15 protein-coding genes are annotated in these 14,694 nt (G+C 57.7%); 3 read left to right on the forward strand and 12 right to left on the reverse strand.

Going from position 1 to position 14,694, the window contains the following annotated elements; all coding sequences use genetic code 11:
• The first annotated feature begins 17 nt into the window (after positions 1 to 17).
• Entirely contained in the window at positions 18 to 356 is a 339-nt protein-coding gene (locus QP868_RS03350; RefSeq protein ID WP_284925223.1) for an ArsR/SmtB family transcription factor, read from the forward strand.
• A 30-nt stretch (positions 357 to 386) separates the two neighbouring features.
• On the opposite strand, the gene hisS is transcribed toward QP868_RS03350, so the two are convergent.
• Together hisS and QP868_RS03360 are read right to left on the reverse strand one after the other, a co-directional pair.
• The gene (gene hisS / locus QP868_RS03355) at positions 387 to 1,721 is read right to left on the reverse strand and encodes a histidine--tRNA ligase (protein WP_284925224.1); all 1,335 of its coding nucleotides are present in this window, start codon (positions 1,719 to 1,721) and stop codon (positions 387 to 389) included.
• A gap of 78 nt (positions 1,722 to 1,799) precedes the next feature.
• Positions 1,800 to 2,477 carry an MBL fold metallo-hydrolase gene (locus tag QP868_RS03360; RefSeq protein ID WP_284925225.1) on the reverse strand — a complete coding sequence of 226 codons (678 nt, stop codon included), beginning with the start codon at positions 2,475 to 2,477 and terminating at the stop codon, positions 1,800 to 1,802.
• Between the two features lie 121 nt (positions 2,478 to 2,598).
• Between QP868_RS03360 and QP868_RS03365 the strand changes: the two genes are divergently transcribed.
• Both QP868_RS03365 and QP868_RS03370 read left to right on the forward strand, forming a co-directional pair.
• Positions 2,599 to 3,957, forward strand: coding sequence for a DUF349 domain-containing protein (locus QP868_RS03365; protein ID WP_284925226.1), 1,359 nt, complete (start codon positions 2,599 to 2,601; stop codon positions 3,955 to 3,957).
• Positions 3,958 to 4,017: 60 nt separating this feature from the next.
• Positions 4,018 to 4,587, forward strand: a complete 570-nt coding sequence (locus QP868_RS03370) for a hypothetical protein (RefSeq protein WP_284925227.1) — start codon at positions 4,018 to 4,020, stop codon at positions 4,585 to 4,587.
• A gap of 11 nt (positions 4,588 to 4,598) precedes the next feature.
• Here the strand turns inward: QP868_RS03370 and QP868_RS03375 are convergent, their stop codons facing one another.
• The 10 genes from QP868_RS03375 to pgsA form a co-directional block, all read right to left on the reverse strand.
• Positions 4,599 to 6,887, reverse strand: a complete 2,289-nt coding sequence (locus QP868_RS03375) for a RelA/SpoT family protein (RefSeq protein ID WP_284925228.1) — start codon at positions 6,885 to 6,887, stop codon at positions 4,599 to 4,601.
• A 20-nt stretch (positions 6,888 to 6,907) separates the two neighbouring features.
• Positions 6,908 to 7,909 carry a protein translocase subunit SecF gene (gene secF, locus QP868_RS03380; RefSeq protein WP_284925229.1) on the reverse strand — a complete coding sequence of 334 codons (1,002 nt, stop codon included), beginning with the start codon at positions 7,907 to 7,909 and terminating at the stop codon, positions 6,908 to 6,910.
• A complete protein-coding gene (secD, locus tag QP868_RS03385) occupies positions 7,909 to 9,909 on the reverse strand; it encodes a protein translocase subunit SecD (protein WP_284925230.1) in 2,001 nt (666 codons plus the stop codon). Before secD ends, secF begins: the two co-directional genes overlap by 1 nt.
• Before the next feature lie 5 nt (positions 9,910 to 9,914).
• Positions 9,915 to 10,358 (reverse strand): preprotein translocase subunit YajC, encoded by a 444-nt coding sequence (gene yajC / locus QP868_RS03390; RefSeq protein ID WP_284925231.1) that lies wholly within the window; start codon positions 10,356 to 10,358, stop codon positions 9,915 to 9,917.
• A 100-nt stretch (positions 10,359 to 10,458) separates the two neighbouring features.
• Positions 10,459 to 11,529 (reverse strand): Holliday junction branch migration DNA helicase RuvB, encoded by a 1,071-nt coding sequence (ruvB, locus tag QP868_RS03395; protein WP_284925232.1) that lies wholly within the window; start codon positions 11,527 to 11,529, stop codon positions 10,459 to 10,461.
• Positions 11,526 to 12,110 (reverse strand): Holliday junction branch migration protein RuvA, encoded by a 585-nt coding sequence (gene ruvA / locus QP868_RS03400; protein WP_284925233.1) that lies wholly within the window; start codon positions 12,108 to 12,110, stop codon positions 11,526 to 11,528. The genes ruvB and ruvA overlap by 4 nt, the downstream gene beginning before the upstream one ends.
• 73 nt (positions 12,111 to 12,183) lie before the next feature.
• Positions 12,184 to 12,780 (reverse strand): crossover junction endodeoxyribonuclease RuvC, encoded by a 597-nt coding sequence (gene ruvC, locus QP868_RS03405; RefSeq protein ID WP_284925234.1) that lies wholly within the window; start codon positions 12,778 to 12,780, stop codon positions 12,184 to 12,186.
• On the reverse strand, positions 12,780 to 13,541 hold the full coding sequence (locus QP868_RS03410; RefSeq protein WP_005885068.1) for a YebC/PmpR family DNA-binding transcriptional regulator: 762 nt from the start codon (positions 13,539 to 13,541) through the stop codon (positions 12,780 to 12,782). The genes ruvC and QP868_RS03410 overlap by 1 nt, the downstream gene beginning before the upstream one ends.
• Before the next feature lie 57 nt (positions 13,542 to 13,598).
• Positions 13,599 to 14,078 (reverse strand): NUDIX hydrolase, encoded by a 480-nt coding sequence (locus QP868_RS03415; RefSeq protein ID WP_005885067.1) that lies wholly within the window; start codon positions 14,076 to 14,078, stop codon positions 13,599 to 13,601.
• Complete coding sequence (pgsA, locus tag QP868_RS03420; protein ID WP_284925235.1) at positions 14,075 to 14,692, reverse strand: phosphatidylinositol phosphate synthase; 618 nt, start codon at positions 14,690 to 14,692, stop codon at positions 14,075 to 14,077. The genes QP868_RS03415 and pgsA overlap by 4 nt, the downstream gene beginning before the upstream one ends.
• Positions 14,693 to 14,694: the final 2 nt, after the last annotated feature.

A 14,694-nucleotide genomic window follows, 5' to 3' on the forward strand; every position in this document is an offset into this window, starting at 1 on the left:
CCGAACCAGGAGAACGCATGGAAACTCAGCTCGAGGCCGTTGACAACCCCACCTCGGCACAAGTGCAGGTGGCAGCCGAAACCTTCCGTATGCTCTCCTCGCCCACCCGCCTCCTCACCGTGTGGTTTCTCACCCACAACGAGTACGACGTGACGGGACTTGCCGAGGCAACCGGCACCTCGGTCCAGTCCATCAGCCAACACCTCGCAAAAATGCGCTTAGCCGGACTGGTGTCCTCCCGGCGCGACGGCCGCCGCATCTACTACGTGGTGGACGACCCGCACGTGGTCACGATGGTCACCCAGATGTTTGAACACATCGCACCCGACGGCTCCCTGGCCCCGGACCCGGAGTAAACACCGGGCCCGGCGACCGGCCCGCAAGCCCTAAACGACCCGCACGACCTGCGGCCACAGATCCGCAGCCGGCGGAAGCCACTCGTCAGCAGCTGCAGATTCCTGCTTCCCTGAACGAATGTCCTTGACTTCGTGCCCCGATTCGCCGTCAGTAAACCACACGAACGGGATCCCCCGCTTGTCCGCAAACTTGATCTGCTTGCCGAATTTCGACGCCACCGGCGACACGTCCGCAGGAATCCCCCGCTCACGCAAGGCCCGCGCCACACTGTTGGCTTCCGAGCGCGTCTCTTCATCGGTCACTGCGACCAAAACAGCCGTGGGCACCTCGCGCGTAGCCGTGAGTACCCGGTCCTTACCGATCAACCGCGACATCAACCGCGAAACCCCAATGGACATGCCCACGCCCGGGTACACGCGCTTGTCCGTGCGTGCCAACGCGTCATAACGACCACCGGAGGCCACCGAGCCCAAGGACTCGTGCCCCTGCAATAAGGTCTCGTACACGGTGCCCGTGTAGTAATCCAAACCTCGGGCGATCTTCAACTGCGCAACCACTGACCCCGGGGACTGTGCGTGTGCCTGATCAATGAGCTTGACCAGTGCCTCCACGCCCTCGTCCAGCATGTCGTTGCTGACACCCAACGCCGCCACCCTGTCGGCAAATTCCGTCGTCGCAGACTCAATGTCAGCCAGTTTGAGGCAGGCCTCCGCCTGGGCCGAGGTGGCCCCCGCCTCCTCCTGGAGAAGTTCGGCTACCCGCTGCGGGCCGATCTTGTCGTACTTGTCGATACAACGCAGGACCGCGGTGATGTTCTCCAGACCCACACCTCGGGCGAACCCCTCAATGAGCTTGCGGTTGTTCGCAACCACCTTCACCGGTGGTACACCCAGCTCACCCAGAGCGTCAAACGCCTGCACAATGACCAACGGCACTTCGTACTCGAAGTGCTCAGGCAGAGTGTCCTCGGCAATGATGTCAATATCCGCCTGGATGAACTCGCGGTAGCGGCCGTCCTGTGGCCGTTCACCGCGCCACACCGGCTGGATCTGATAGCGCTTAAACGGAAAGTTCAAGTGACCAGCGTTTTCCACCACGTAACGCGCAGTAGGAACCGTGAGGTCGAAGTGCAACCCCATGGGGTTCTTCTCCGCACCTTCTGAGTGCAGACGCGACACCGCGAAGATTTCCTTGTCGATCTCACCTTCTTTAGCCAAGGCTGACAGTGGTTCAACCGCGCGCGTATGGATCCCAGCAAAACCGTTGAGCTCAAACGTGTGCTTGAGAAGATCGATGATTCGCTCTTCAACAGCTCGGTCGGCTGGTAACCATTCGGGAAAACCTGAAAGTTTGGCGGTTGCCACAGTACTAATCTCCTTATATGCCCAGATTTCTGGCCACACCTATTATGTCAGTGCTTGCGATGAGAGCGCGCTGGGCGATCACAAAAATGGATTGACGCGCTTCTCGTGGTCAAGCCGCGTAGCAGGACCGTGACCCGGATATACCGGCTGATTCGCAAGCCCCTTCACAATCTCCAAGGACCGCTGCATGGCCTCCGGGTCACCGCCAGGCAAGTCCACGCGCCCAATCGACCCGGCGAACAACACATCACCGGTGAAAAGAAGGGACTCGACTGTGTTTGACTGTGCGTCTGGCTCTGCGTCGCTTTCCTTCACTTCAAACACACACGAGCCCTCCGTGTGTCCCGGCGTGTGAATAATCCGAATGTCCAAGCCTGCCAACTGCAACACGTCACCGTCGCTGAAACGCTGCACCTGGGGCACTTCCCACTGCGCAACAAGAGGCGCAAGCATGGCCTTGAACTGCGGGTTCATCGTCTCAGCTGGACGTTCTACCCGATACATGTCGTCTGCGTGCAGATACGTGGGCAGCGCACCAAACTCTTCATAAAAGTGTGGGAGTCCCAAAATGTGGTCCGGGTGACCGTGGGTGAGTACGAGCGCTGTGGGTGTCAGCCCTTCTTCTTTCAGCAATTCGTGAAGCTCAGGGGCACCGTTGAGGCCTGCGTCGAACAACACACACTCGGAAGCGCCCTCACGAGCCACCGCGTAGCAGTTCACACCTAAAAATTCGGCAACACTGGAAAGAACAAACATAAACCAAGTGTACGAAGGTCCCCCATCACCCACGAAAACGGTTATGCTAGCAATGTTGTCAACACTGCCGAGTGATCACACGTGATTCGACCGGCACCGCTAACAGTAATCCTAGGTAACTATGTCTGACTCACCCGCACCCAAGCCTCGTCCCGTCCCACGTCCGGGAGCCACTCCCCAACCCGGCACTCAGCCGGTCGCACCCGTTGCTCGAGACCGGAAAGCTGAGCTGGAAAAAGCGCGCGCATTTGGTCGCGTTGACGAAAACAACACTGTCTTTGTCAAAGTGGTGGGCGGTGAACGCGAAGTTGGCCAGTATCCAGATGCGGACAACGAGCAGGCACTTAACTACTTCGCTAAGAAGTACCTCGAACTTGTCGAATCAGCAGACCTCCTCGCTGAACGCCTCAAAGCAGGCGCCAACGGCGAAACTATTCGCCAGGCAGCGGTCAAACAACGCGAAGCACTCGCTGAAGCTCTCGTCGTTGGTGACCTGAACGCTCTTGAAACCTCCCTGTCCGAACTCGAAGAACGTGCGAAAGCTGCTCACACTCAGCAACAGAAACAGCACGAACAGGCCCGCGAAGAAGGACGCCAAGCACGCGCAGCCATTGTGGAAGAGGCAGAGTCGATCGCCGGAACCGATCCTGCGCGCGTTCAGTGGAAGAACTCCAGCAAGCGTATGAACGAACTGTTCGACCGTTGGAAGGAACTCCAGGCCTCCACCCCACGCCTGCCTAAGGACCAAGACCAAGAGCTGTGGGGACGTTTCTCCAAGGCACGCAACAGCTTCGACCGTCACCGCCGCGAATTCTTCAACGAACTCGACAAGCGTTCAGCAGAAGGCAAGCGCATCAAAGAAGGCATCGTCGCAGAAGCCGAATCCCTGTCGAACTCCACCGACTGGCGCGAAACCGCGGCTAAGTACCGCAAGCTGGTTGACAAGTGGAAGGCCGCACCACGCGCACGTCGTAAAGAAGACGACGCACTGTGGGCACGTTTCCGCGCAGCCCAAGACGTGTTCTTCAACGCACGCAATGCACAGAACGAAGCTCTCGACGCGGAATACCAAGAAAACCTCAAAGTGAAAGAGGAACTCTTGGAACAGGCACGCGCCCTGTTGCCCATCGAAGACATTGAAGCGACCCGCAAAAAACTCCGCGACATTCAGGAAAAGTGGGAGGACGCGGGCCGTGTGCCACGCGCTGACGTCTCACGTATGGAAGGCGGACTGCGCGACATCGAACGTGCACTCAGCGACGCAGAGAACGACGAATGGAAGCGCACCAACCCGGAAACCAAAGCACGTACCAGCGGTGTCATGGCCCAGCTGGAAGACGCTTTGGAAGAACTGCGCAAGGAACTCGAAACCGCGCGCGAAAAGGGTGCCCAGAAGCGCATCGCTGAAGCCGAAGAAGCGCTCAACACCAAACAAGCGTGGTATGACCAGTTGAGCAAGACCGCACAGGAACTCGACTAGTTATCCACAGATCCTTCTCCCCCTCTATGAAATGACCGAATAACCGGTCACAGTTGTTACATGACACAACTGTTCACAGCGGGAGAAGGACTTTCACACCACCAACTCGTTTCACTCGAGTTGGACGGACTGCTCACGCCGCTCACACGTCAGTGCTGGGTGGCCTCAGGGGAACCCATCACTCCCACCGTGCGGAGTAACGCACTCACCACGCCACCCATCAACCACGTAGCTTTCTCGCACGAAACTGCGTACTGGGTGTGGTGGGGAGACGGTATGTCACCGGAAACCACCTCGGTCTCCGCAACAAAACGCAAACGAGTGCGCACGTTCCACAACGGTTTCCATATCCACGAAACCCTTGTCCCCCACGGCCACACGGTGAAGCTGGGTAAGAACTATGTGACATCTGAAGCAGCCACTCTGTACGGACTCTTGTTCGACCTGTGCGAAGACCGGGTTCCACCTGAGACCAGCGTGGCAAAAGCACGCGACATGCTGTTGCGCATCCCTGCTGAGGCCCGCGTGGCATTCGCCACGTTCCTACGCGGACTGTACCGCCGACCACGGCTGACACGACTGCGAAAACTCGCCCACAGAGCCGATCCGCTTATCGCTCACTTGGGTTAGCGTCAGCGCACTTAGGTTGACTTCAATCGGTACACGTCGAATACGCCATCTACTTGGCGTACCGCGTTGAGCACGTTGTCCAAGTGGCTCGCATCCCCAATCTCAAACACGAAACGAGACTGAGCAACCCGCGCTTTAGACGTCGCCACGGAGGCAGACAAAATGTTCACGTGCGTCTCACTCAACACTCGGGTGATATCCGAAAGCAAGCCCGCACGGTCAAGAGCTTCGACCTGAATCTGAACCAGATACACGCCCGAAGACGTGTTGGTCCATTCGACCTCAACCAAACGCTCCGTGTCATAAGACGCGACATTGGGGCAGTCTTTACGGTGGACAGAAACCCCAGCCCCACGCGTGACAAACCCAGTAATCTGGTCACCTGGAACAGGAGTACAGCACCGAGCCAATTTGATGAGAATGTCATCTGCGCCCACCACGCGCACACCCTCAGAGGACGAGTGGTGACCACGTGACTTGCCCGTGGGGTTCGACGGCGGAAGGGTCGCGACATTCGCGTCATCCGGCGAACTGTCAACTTCCTTGGCCAAAAGATCAACCACGTGGGCTGCCGAAATATTGCCCTGGCCAATCGCCGCATACAACGCAGTCACGTCCGGCAGGCGTTGCTCGTTCGCAACGACAACCAACGCTTCTTGGCTCATGAGCTTCTCAGCGGACAAGTGATGGCGACGCATGGCACGAGCCAGCTGGTCACGACCGTTCTCAACCGCTTCTTCGCGCCGTTCCTTAGAGAACCACTGGCGGATCTTACTGCGCGCACGCGGTGAGGCCACAAACGCCAACCAGTCGCGTGACGGCCCAGCGTTTTCGTCCTTAGACGTGAACACTTCAACGACATCGCCGTTCTTCAACTGGGTATCCAAAGGAAGCAAGCGACCGTTGACACGCGCGCCCATGGTCTTGTGTCCCACCTCGGTGTGGACGGAGTACGCGAAGTCCACCGGAGTTGAGTTCACGGGAAGTGTGATGATGTCACCCTTGGGAGTGAATACGTACACGTCCGCACTTTTGACTTCATAGCGCAGGTTGTCGAGGAACTCGTCGGGGTCGGTAACCTCACGCTGCCAATCCAGCAGCTGACGCAACCATTGAACCTGGTCGACTTCTCCCGCGTCGCCCACTTTTGCCATGCGCCCCGAGGCCGCTCCACCCGATTTGCGACGATCCTTGTACTTCCAGTGGGCAGCAACACCAAATTCGGCTCGCCGGTGCATTTCGTGCGTCCGGATTTGAATCTCAACCGGCTTGCCCGTAGGCCCAATGACCGTAGTGTGCAGGCTCTGGTACATGTTGAACTTGGGCATGGCGATGTAGTCCTTGAATCGCCCCGCAACAGGTGACCACTTGGCGTGGACAATACCCAACACCGCATAGCATTCGCGTTCCGTCTCTACCAGAACGCGCACACCCACCAGGTCATAAATGTCGGCAAACTCGTGCCCACGCACCACCATCTTCTGGTAGATCGAGTAGTAGTGCTTAGGACGTCCAGTAATTGTCGCCTCGATCTTTGCTCCGGTGAGTTCCCGCCCCAGCTCTTTTGACACCGTGGCCAAATACTTTTCCCGCTCAGGCGTGCGCTCGGCAACCATGCGCACAATTTCGGAGTACACCTTGGGATACAGAACCTGGAATGACAGGTCTTCCAGCTCCCACTTGATGGTGTTCATCCCGAGGCGGTGGGCCAGAGGCGCGAAAATGTCCAGGGTTTCGCGGGCCTTGCGTTCAGAAGAAGAAGCCGGCACGTACTTCCACGTACGCGCGTTGTGCAAGCGGTCGGCGAGTTTAATGACCAGCACACGAATGTCCCGGCTCATGGCCACGATCATCTTGCGCACGGTTTCCGACTGCGCCGCCGCACCGTACTGGATCTTGTCGAGCTTGGTCACACCGTCGACCATGAGCGCGATCTCATCGCCGAACTCTTCACGGCACTGGTCCATGCCGTAGTCGGTATCTTCTACCGTGTCGTGTAGAAGTGCCGCAGCCAAGGTCACGGGCATCATGCCGATCTCGGCCAAAATCGTTGCCACCGCAACCGGGTGGGTGATGTACGGGTCACCACTCTTGCGCGTTTGCCCGCGGTGAGCCTTCTCAGCTACCCGGTACGCCTTCAGAATGATGTTGATATCGGCCTTGGGGTGGTTCTCCGCGACCGCAGACAACAAAGGCCCCAACGCTTTTGGCACCTGGGGTGCGTTCTGGCTTCTGGCAGTCCAAAAGGCCAAACGGGAAATCCCGCGTGGCCTTTTCGACGTTGAATCAGGTTGAGACATGGAAACCCACTACACAGCAACTACACGGCAGCAGGTTCTGCAGACTTCTTCGACGCACGTGCTTCCAGAACAGCGTTCTCCTGTTCACGCACTGCCGGTTCGTTCTTCCGCAAGAAGTAGTACAGCGGAGACGCAACAAACAAGGTCGACGCAGCCGCCGTAATCGTTCCGACAAACAGCGACAGGGCAATATCCACCAGTGTTCCAGCACCCAGCATGAACACACCAATGAACAGAATCGACGCTATAGGCAAGATCGAAATCACCGTGGTGTTAATCGAGCGCACCGTGGTCTGGTTGACGCCCAAGTTCACCAGCTCACCGAAGGTCTGCTTGCGGTTCTTTGTGAAATCAGACGTGTTTTCTCGGATCTTGTCGAACACAACCACCGTGTCATACAACGAGAACGAAAGGACCGTGAGGAACCCAATCACCGCCTCGGGCGTCACTTCAAAGCCCGACGCCGAATAAATCCCCATGGTGGTGATCATCACGAAGAACAGACCAGCAATAGCTGCCAGCGACATCTTCCACGTGCGGAAATACAGTGCCATCACAATCATCGAAATGACCACGAAGATCACCAGAGCGCGCGTCATCTTGTTGGTGATGTCCTGACCCCACAGCGGCCCAACGAAGTTGGAGGTGACGTCCTTGTTGTCCACGCTGTACGCGCTGATCAAAGCCTCGCGCACCTTCTGCATTTCCTCATCAGAAAGTTGGCGGGTCTCAATCCGGACCGAGGTGTCAGAACGGGGCACACCGGTCGCCTCAGCGTGACCGACCGTCTTGTTAGTGGCGTCGATACCAGGCTGCGGGTCGTTCGACTTCACGTTCGAGATTTCAAACTCAGAACCACCTCGGAAAGCGATACCCAAGTTGAAACCACCCACAACAGGGATGAGCAGAGAGAGAATGACCAGCACCGTAGCAATCGAAAGCCACAGCTTGCCCTTACCCACGAACGGGATGGACGTTTCACCCGAGTGGAGGCGGTTACCAAACTCAAAAAAGCGCTTCATTATGCGTCCTCCTCCGTGGTCTGTGTTTTCGTGTCCACGGATGAGGCCTTACGTTCAGCCGCCTTCCGCTCTGCCAAAGTTTGACCCGACTTACGAGTCCGGGACTCTTCGCGTCGCTTGGCTTCCTTGTGGGAACGGCCCGTGCTCTTCTTCCGGGCCTTGTCCAGATCCAGTCCCATAGCGCCTCGGTACGCTTCCGGTTTCACACCCAGCTGGCGAGGGTCCATACCCGACATGGGGTGTCCTTCACCGAAGAAGCGGGTACGAGCGAGCACCTGGAGCATGGGGTGCGTGAACAGAACCACGATCACAACGTCGACAATCACGGTCAAACCAAGCGTGAACGCGAACCCACGTACGGATCCCACGGCCAGAATGAACAGGATCACCGCGGCCAACATGTTCACGGCCTTGGACGCGTAAATGGTACGGCGTGCACGGTCCCAACCGACTTCAACAGCCGAAAGGAGTTTACGGCCGTCACGCAGTTCGTCTCGGACACGTTCGAAGTACACAATGAACGAGTCGGCGGCCATACCAATACCAATGATGATACCGGCGACACCGGCCAGCGAGAGGCGATAACCATAACGCCACGACACGAACAGCAGGAGTCCCCACGTCAGCACACCGGCGACCACCAGACTGGACACGGTGACCAAGCCCAGGACTCGGTACTGCAAGAGCGAGTACACAACCACGAGCAGCAGACCAATTCCACCGGTGATCAGACCCACCTTGAGGTAGTCAGCACCCAACGTGGGCGAAATCTGCTGTTCGCTCTGCACCTTAAAGCTGATGGGCAGTGCACCGTTCTTCAGCTGGTTTGCAAGCGTTGATGCCTCTTCTTCGCTGAAGCTACCGGTAATCTGTGCGCGACCGTCTGTCACCGCACTCTGGGAGACAGGTGCTGACAGAACCAGACCGTCAAGGACAATCGCAAACTGGTTGTACGGAGGCTGAGCACCCGTGACAGCAGAGGTGACCTTTCCGAACACTTCACGGCCAAAGTCGTCGAACTCCATGGTGACGGCCAGTCGGTTGGTCTGGGTTCCCTGCGAGGTTGACTCGAATCCAAAGCTCGCGTCCTTCACGTGCGAACCAGCGAGCTCAACAGGCCCAAGAATGTACTTCGCTTCACCAGTTTGGTCACATGACACCATCGGTTCGTCGCGTGGGCCAGAGTCACCACCAACCCGGTTTTCCGGTTTGGTGCAGTCGAGCTTGGCGTACTCTTCAAGCAGTTTGGAGTCCATCCACGACTGCTGGTCTTCCGGCTTGAAACGTGGCACATCGTCCTGGGAACCAGGCTCGAAGTCTTCTGGCAGCTTCGAAGGTTTTTCTTCTGGTTTCTGTTCTGGTTGTTCGCCCTGTTGTGGCTCTTTGCCTTCTTCAGATGGGGCTGGTTGCGCTACCGGGCGAATGTTAGAGGAGCCGGGGTTCGCGGGTTCCTGAGGCTGGTCTTGCTGTGGGGCACCCTGCTCTGGCTGGCCCTGTCCGCCCTGGCCACCGAGAAGTTCGTCGAGCTTCTTCTGGTCTTCTTCAGAGAGCTTAGGTCCCGTGTCCTCTTGGGCCTTATCCTCTTGTTGCTGTTGGTCCAAAGGCGTTGGAGCACCCACGAGTGCGACACGCCTAAAGGCCAACTGGGCCGAAGACCGCACCAGGTTACGGGTTTCTTCATCGGGGTTACCCGGCAGGTTCACCACAATGTTGCGGTCACCCTGCGTGCTGATCTCCGCTTCAGAAACACCGGTCGAGTCCACACGTTGACGAATAATCGCAACAGCCTGTTGCAGTTGCTCTCGCGTCACCTGCTGGTCTTCAAGCTGCGGCTCCAGGATGATGGACGTTCCACCTTCCAAGTCCAAAGCCAATTTGGGCGACCAGGTCGCGTTCGACCAAACCGCACCGGCGCCCACAAGCGCAAAAATAATTACAATAAAAGCTCCAAGCGCCAAAAACCGGCGCCCAGGACGGGGCTTTTTGTCAATAGATGCCACGGTTTTTACTTCTTGTCGGAATCGTTTGTGTCAGCGTTGTCGTTAGTCTTCGCGTTGCGCTTCGCTTCGTTCATCGCGTCTAGCTCAGCGTCAGTAATTCGAGGCGCTTTGTCCTCTTTGGACTCTTCGACGGCAGGCTCGTCAATGTCTGAAGCAACATCCGCGTCTGCTTCAGGAACAGCAGGAGCTTCACCTTCTGGAGCTTCAATCTGCGCAATGGTCTGACGGTGGATCACCACGTTGGTTCCAGGTGTTGTCTCAACGGTGACTTTGATCCCGTCTTCGTCGACGTCGGTCACAGTCCCGAACATCCCGAAGCTCGTCATCACGGTCGCGCCAACACGCAAGTTGTTCGAAAGTTTCTCCTGCTGTGCTTTCTGCCGCTTACGCGTGTTCATCATAAAGAACAGCAGAAGCCCACCTAGAGCAACCAGAAGGATAATCTCCACGACCAAACCCTTTCGAAGTCATTTAACGCCAAAATTGTAGTCTAATACTTAACCGGGCAACACCCAATCGCACAGACCGCACGCGTCAAAAACTTACGCATCAAGAAAATAGCGCGGGGTCATCTGGAGGAGTCAGCCCAATGTGTTGCCACCCAGTCTGGGTTGCAATTCGCCCACGCGGGGTACGCGTCATCAGACCTTCGCGCACCAAAAACGGTTCGGCAACTTCTTCAACCGTTTCCGGCTCCTCACCCACGCTCACAGCCAACGTCGACAGACCCACCGGTCCGCCATTGAACCTTTCGCACAAAACCGAAAGAACTGCCCGGTCAAGACGGTCTAATCCGCGGTCGTCCACCTCGTACACATTCAACGCAGACCTCGCCGCATGCAGGTCAATGTGGCCGTCACCTCGGACCTGCGCCCAGTCACGCACCCGCCGCAATAGACGGTTCGCGATACGTGGAGTCCCCCGGGATCTGCGAGCAATTTCAGCAAGCCCTGCGTCATCGGCCTCGATGCCCAGCATTCCTGCAGACCGTTCAAGCACGCGCTGTAAATCCTGCGACGTGTAGAAATCCAAGTGGCCCGTAAACCCAAAACGGTCGCGCAAGGGCGCTGGCAACAACCCCGAACGAGTGGTAGCCCCCACTAGAGTAAATGGCGGAAGATCCAGTGGAATCGCGGTAGCCCCCGGACCTTTACCCACAATCACATCGACGCGGAAGTCCTCCATGGCCACGTACAACATTTCCTCAGCAGCACGCGCAACCCGGTGAATCTCGTCGATAAACAGCACTTCGCCCTCATCGAGTGAGGACAAAATCGCGGCCAGATCACCCGCGTGCTGAACCGCAGGCCCCGACGTAATACGAATGTGTGAACCCATCTCCTGGGCAATAATCATGGCCAGCGTGGTCTTCCCCAAACCGGGCGGGCCAGACAACAGCACGTGATCAGGCGTGCGCTTGCCGGCCTTGGCAGCGTCCAAAACCAAGGACAACTGTTCGCGCACCTGCTTCTGTCCCACGAACTCCGCAAGCCCCTTGGGCCGCAAAGCCGCTTCCTGCGCACGCTCAGCATCGCCGGCACCGGAACGCATGAGTCGCTCTTCTTCCGCCCCAGTGAGGTCGGAGGCACCAAAATCTATTTCATACGACTTGTCGCTCACCTCGAACCACCGAGTTCACGCAACGCCGCCTTGAGCATGTCCGCCACCGACGCCTGGCCCATCTCAGGCGCGACCGCCTCAACCGCTTTGATCGCGGCGGCCTCTTTCCAGCCAAGACCCACAAGAGCCTGCACGACCTCGGCGCTGGCGGGCCCAGCCCCGGATGAAGGAACGGCCGAGGTGGCAGGCACCTTCCCCTGCAAGTCCACAATGAGTTTGGCGGCGACCTTTGGCCCAACCCCCGGAACGGCCGTGAGCACTTTAGGAGTGTTGTCAGAGATTGCGCCGTATACCTGATCTGGTGAAAGAACGGAAAGAATAGCCAGGGCGAGCTTAGGTCCAACCCCATTTGCGCCAAGCAGAGTAGAAAACAGTTTGAGCTCACTGGGCGTATCGAAACCGTACAGCGTCAACGCGTCTTCACGAACAATGAGTTCGGTGTGCAATGCGACTTCTGAACCTGTGCGCACCCTGCCGGCCACAGCGGGAGTCACAAAAACCTCGCGACCAACCCCGTAGGTGACGACTGTGAGCGAATTGGCCGAAACTGTGTGAACTGTGCCTTCGAGGTACCGAATCAATGGACATCCTTTGGGAACATACGTGCGATTAATTCTACGTTAGCGCACATGTCCACTGGGGTGTGGGATCCGCTTAGCGCGCGTCCCTGATCGCTTGCGCCCACGCGCGTTGCGCAGGTGTGAGATTGTCGCCCTGCCGGCCCGCTCGCTGCCGGTCCACCACGTCTTTCGTAGCCCCGGGGGTTGATAACGCGGCCGAGGCGCCCCGCCACAAGTGGCAAATCGCAAGTGCCAGCGCGTCGGCAGCATCGGCCGGCTTGGGAGGGCTGTCGAGTTTGAGGATGCGCGTCACCATGTGCGTGACCTGCTTCTTATCGGCCCTCCCGTTACCCGTGACAGCCGCTTTCACCTCGGACGGGGTGTGCATGGCCACGGGGATTCCCCGACGCGCGGCCAGACCCATCGTGAGCCCTGACGCCTGAGCCGTGCCCATAATCGTGGACACGTCGTTGCGCGCAAAGATGCGCTCAATGCTCACGACATCCGGCCGGTAGTTGTCCAGCCACGTGTCGAATGCATCCGCAATACGTCCCAAACGCACGTCCGAAGAGTCCTGCGAGGGGGTGCGAATGACGTCGACTGCCACCATGCGCGCTTGCCTGGCACGGCCCGCGTCAATCACACCCAAACCCAGGCGAGTCAACCCCGGGTCGACTCCCAGAATGCGCATTACTCTTCTTCGGCCTCCAGCTGGGCCATCACTTCGTCCGTGACATCGGCGTTGGTGAAAACGTTCTGTACGTCGTCGAGGTCTTCAAGAGCGTCGATGAGTGTGAAAACCTTCTTGGCGGTTTCTGCGTCCAACTGTACTTCGAGGTTGGGCACGAACCGGGCTTCCGCACTGTCGTAGTCAATGTCTGCTTCCTGCAGTGCCGTACGCACAGCAACCAGGTCGGTGGCCTCCGAAATGACCTCCAAGATGTCCCCCTGGTCTTTCACTTCTTCAGCACCTGCGTCCAAAGTCGCTTCCAGGATGGCATCTTCGCTGGTACCTTCAACAGGCACAGCCACAACGCCCTTGCGGTTGAAGTTGTAGGAGACCGAACCGGGGTCTGCCATGCTTCCGTTGTTGCGCGTCACGGCAACGCGGACTTCCGAGGCCGCGCGGTTGCGGTTGTCGGTCAGACACTCAATGAGGAGCGCCACTCCCCCAGGCGCGTAGCCTTCGTACATGATGGTTTGGTAGTCAACACCGCCACCGTCGAGCCCAGCTCCACGCTTGACCGCGCGTTCGATGTTGTCGTTAGGAACAGAAGACTTCTTTGCCTTCTGAATCGCGTCGTACAGCGTAGGGTTACCCGCTACGTCAGCCCCTCCGTTGCGCGCGGCAACTTCGATGTTTTTAATGAGCTTGGCAAAGAGCTTGCCACGCTTCGCATCGATCGCTGCTTTTTTGTGTTTTGTCGTCGCCCATTTGGAGTGACCTGCCATGAACAGTTCCTTTCGTAAAATCTGAGCGCTATTCTACGCCTCTTCTGGTGGAGTCTTTTAGTCGAGAACAAGTGGGGTTTCGGGTATCTGCCCGGAGCTCACTACGTCCATGAGTTCGATGAGTTGGCGGGGATAGACCGTCTCCGAGGTGGTTTCCAGCTCTTCGCGGGTCCACCACTTGGCACCGACGATCGACGCTTTTTCAACATCGGTCCACAGCGCTTCTTCAAAGTCCACGTCGGAGTCGTCAACAAGACCAAAGAACACTTCGTCTTGGTGGAGTGTATGGTCCGTGAACTCCATGACTGCCCGCCGTTTGGCAAGTGGGCCCACAAGCTCAGTGGGTTCACATTCGATGCCAGTTTCTTCAGCAAGTTCACGTGCCGCGGTCTGTGCTGGGAGTTCTCCCATTTCCTCACCGCCTCCACACGTCATCCACCACGTTTTGCTGGAGTCACCCAGGTCTTTTGCCTTCAGCAAGAACACAGCACCTTCCGTGTTCATGAGCACTACCCGTGCTGCACTGCGGACTTTCAATCGGACTCCTTGGAACGAAGTTGCACATACACATTACTCATACGCTGAGCGATAGTAATACAGCACAGCACGACAAGTATCGCGAGAGCGATAGTTAGCACACTATCGGGAAGTCCGAGCCCTACCAAACCAGTAACGACCAGCGTCACCAGGAGCCTGTCGGCTCTCTCCGCGATACCTCCAGACGCCTGCACACCCAGACCCTCACCTCGGGCACGGACATACGACACAATCGACCCCATCACCAGGCATGCCAGCGCCAAAAGTGCCGTCAAAGGATCGTCAGCCCCAAGAAAATACCACAGCGCCAGCCCCACGAAAACAGCCGAGTCAGCCAATCGGTCCATCGTGGAATCCAAAAACGCACCCCATGTGGAATTTCTGTCCAGAAGCCGTGCCATAATCCCGTCGAGCATGTCGCCGAAAACGAAAAACGTAATGACGACCGTGCCCCAGAACAACTGCCCCATGGGATAGAGAACCAAAGCACCAACACATACGCCTAACGTCCCTATCACTGTGACGGCATCGGGGCTGATGCCGAGTTTGATGAGGAGCTGTGCAAGTGGCGTGAACAGTTTCGTAAACGCCGCACGAGCGATAGCGTTGAGCACGT

The organism is Brevibacterium sp. UMB1308A, assembly GCF_030230605.1.
Classification (GTDB): domain Bacteria; phylum Actinomycetota; class Actinomycetes; order Actinomycetales; family Brevibacteriaceae; genus Brevibacterium.

Excerpts from the sequence above, each read along its gene's own strand:
- QP868_RS03350 (WP_284925223.1), top strand. The coding sequence starts at position 18 with ATGGAAACTCAGCTCGAGGCCGTTGACAACCCCACCTCGGCACAAGTG.
- QP868_RS03360 (WP_284925225.1), bottom strand. The coding sequence starts at position 2,477 with ATGTTTGTTCTTTCCAGTGTTGCCGAATTTTTAGGTGTGAACTGCTAC.
- QP868_RS03365 (WP_284925226.1), top strand. The coding sequence starts at position 2,599 with ATGTCTGACTCACCCGCACCCAAGCCTCGTCCCGTCCCACGTCCGGGA.
- QP868_RS03370 (WP_284925227.1), top strand. The coding sequence starts at position 4,018 with ATGACACAACTGTTCACAGCGGGAGAAGGACTTTCACACCACCAACTC.
- QP868_RS03375 (WP_284925228.1), bottom strand. The coding sequence starts at position 6,887 with ATGTCTCAACCTGATTCAACGTCGAAAAGGCCACGCGGGATTTCCCGT.
- secF (WP_284925229.1), bottom strand. The coding sequence starts at position 7,909 with ATGAAGCGCTTTTTTGAGTTTGGTAACCGCCTCCACTCGGGTGAAACG.
- ruvC (WP_284925234.1), bottom strand. The coding sequence starts at position 12,780 with ATGCGCATTCTGGGAGTCGACCCGGGGTTGACTCGCCTGGGTTTGGGT.
- QP868_RS03410 (WP_005885068.1), bottom strand. The coding sequence starts at position 13,541 with ATGGCAGGTCACTCCAAATGGGCGACGACAAAACACAAAAAAGCAGCG.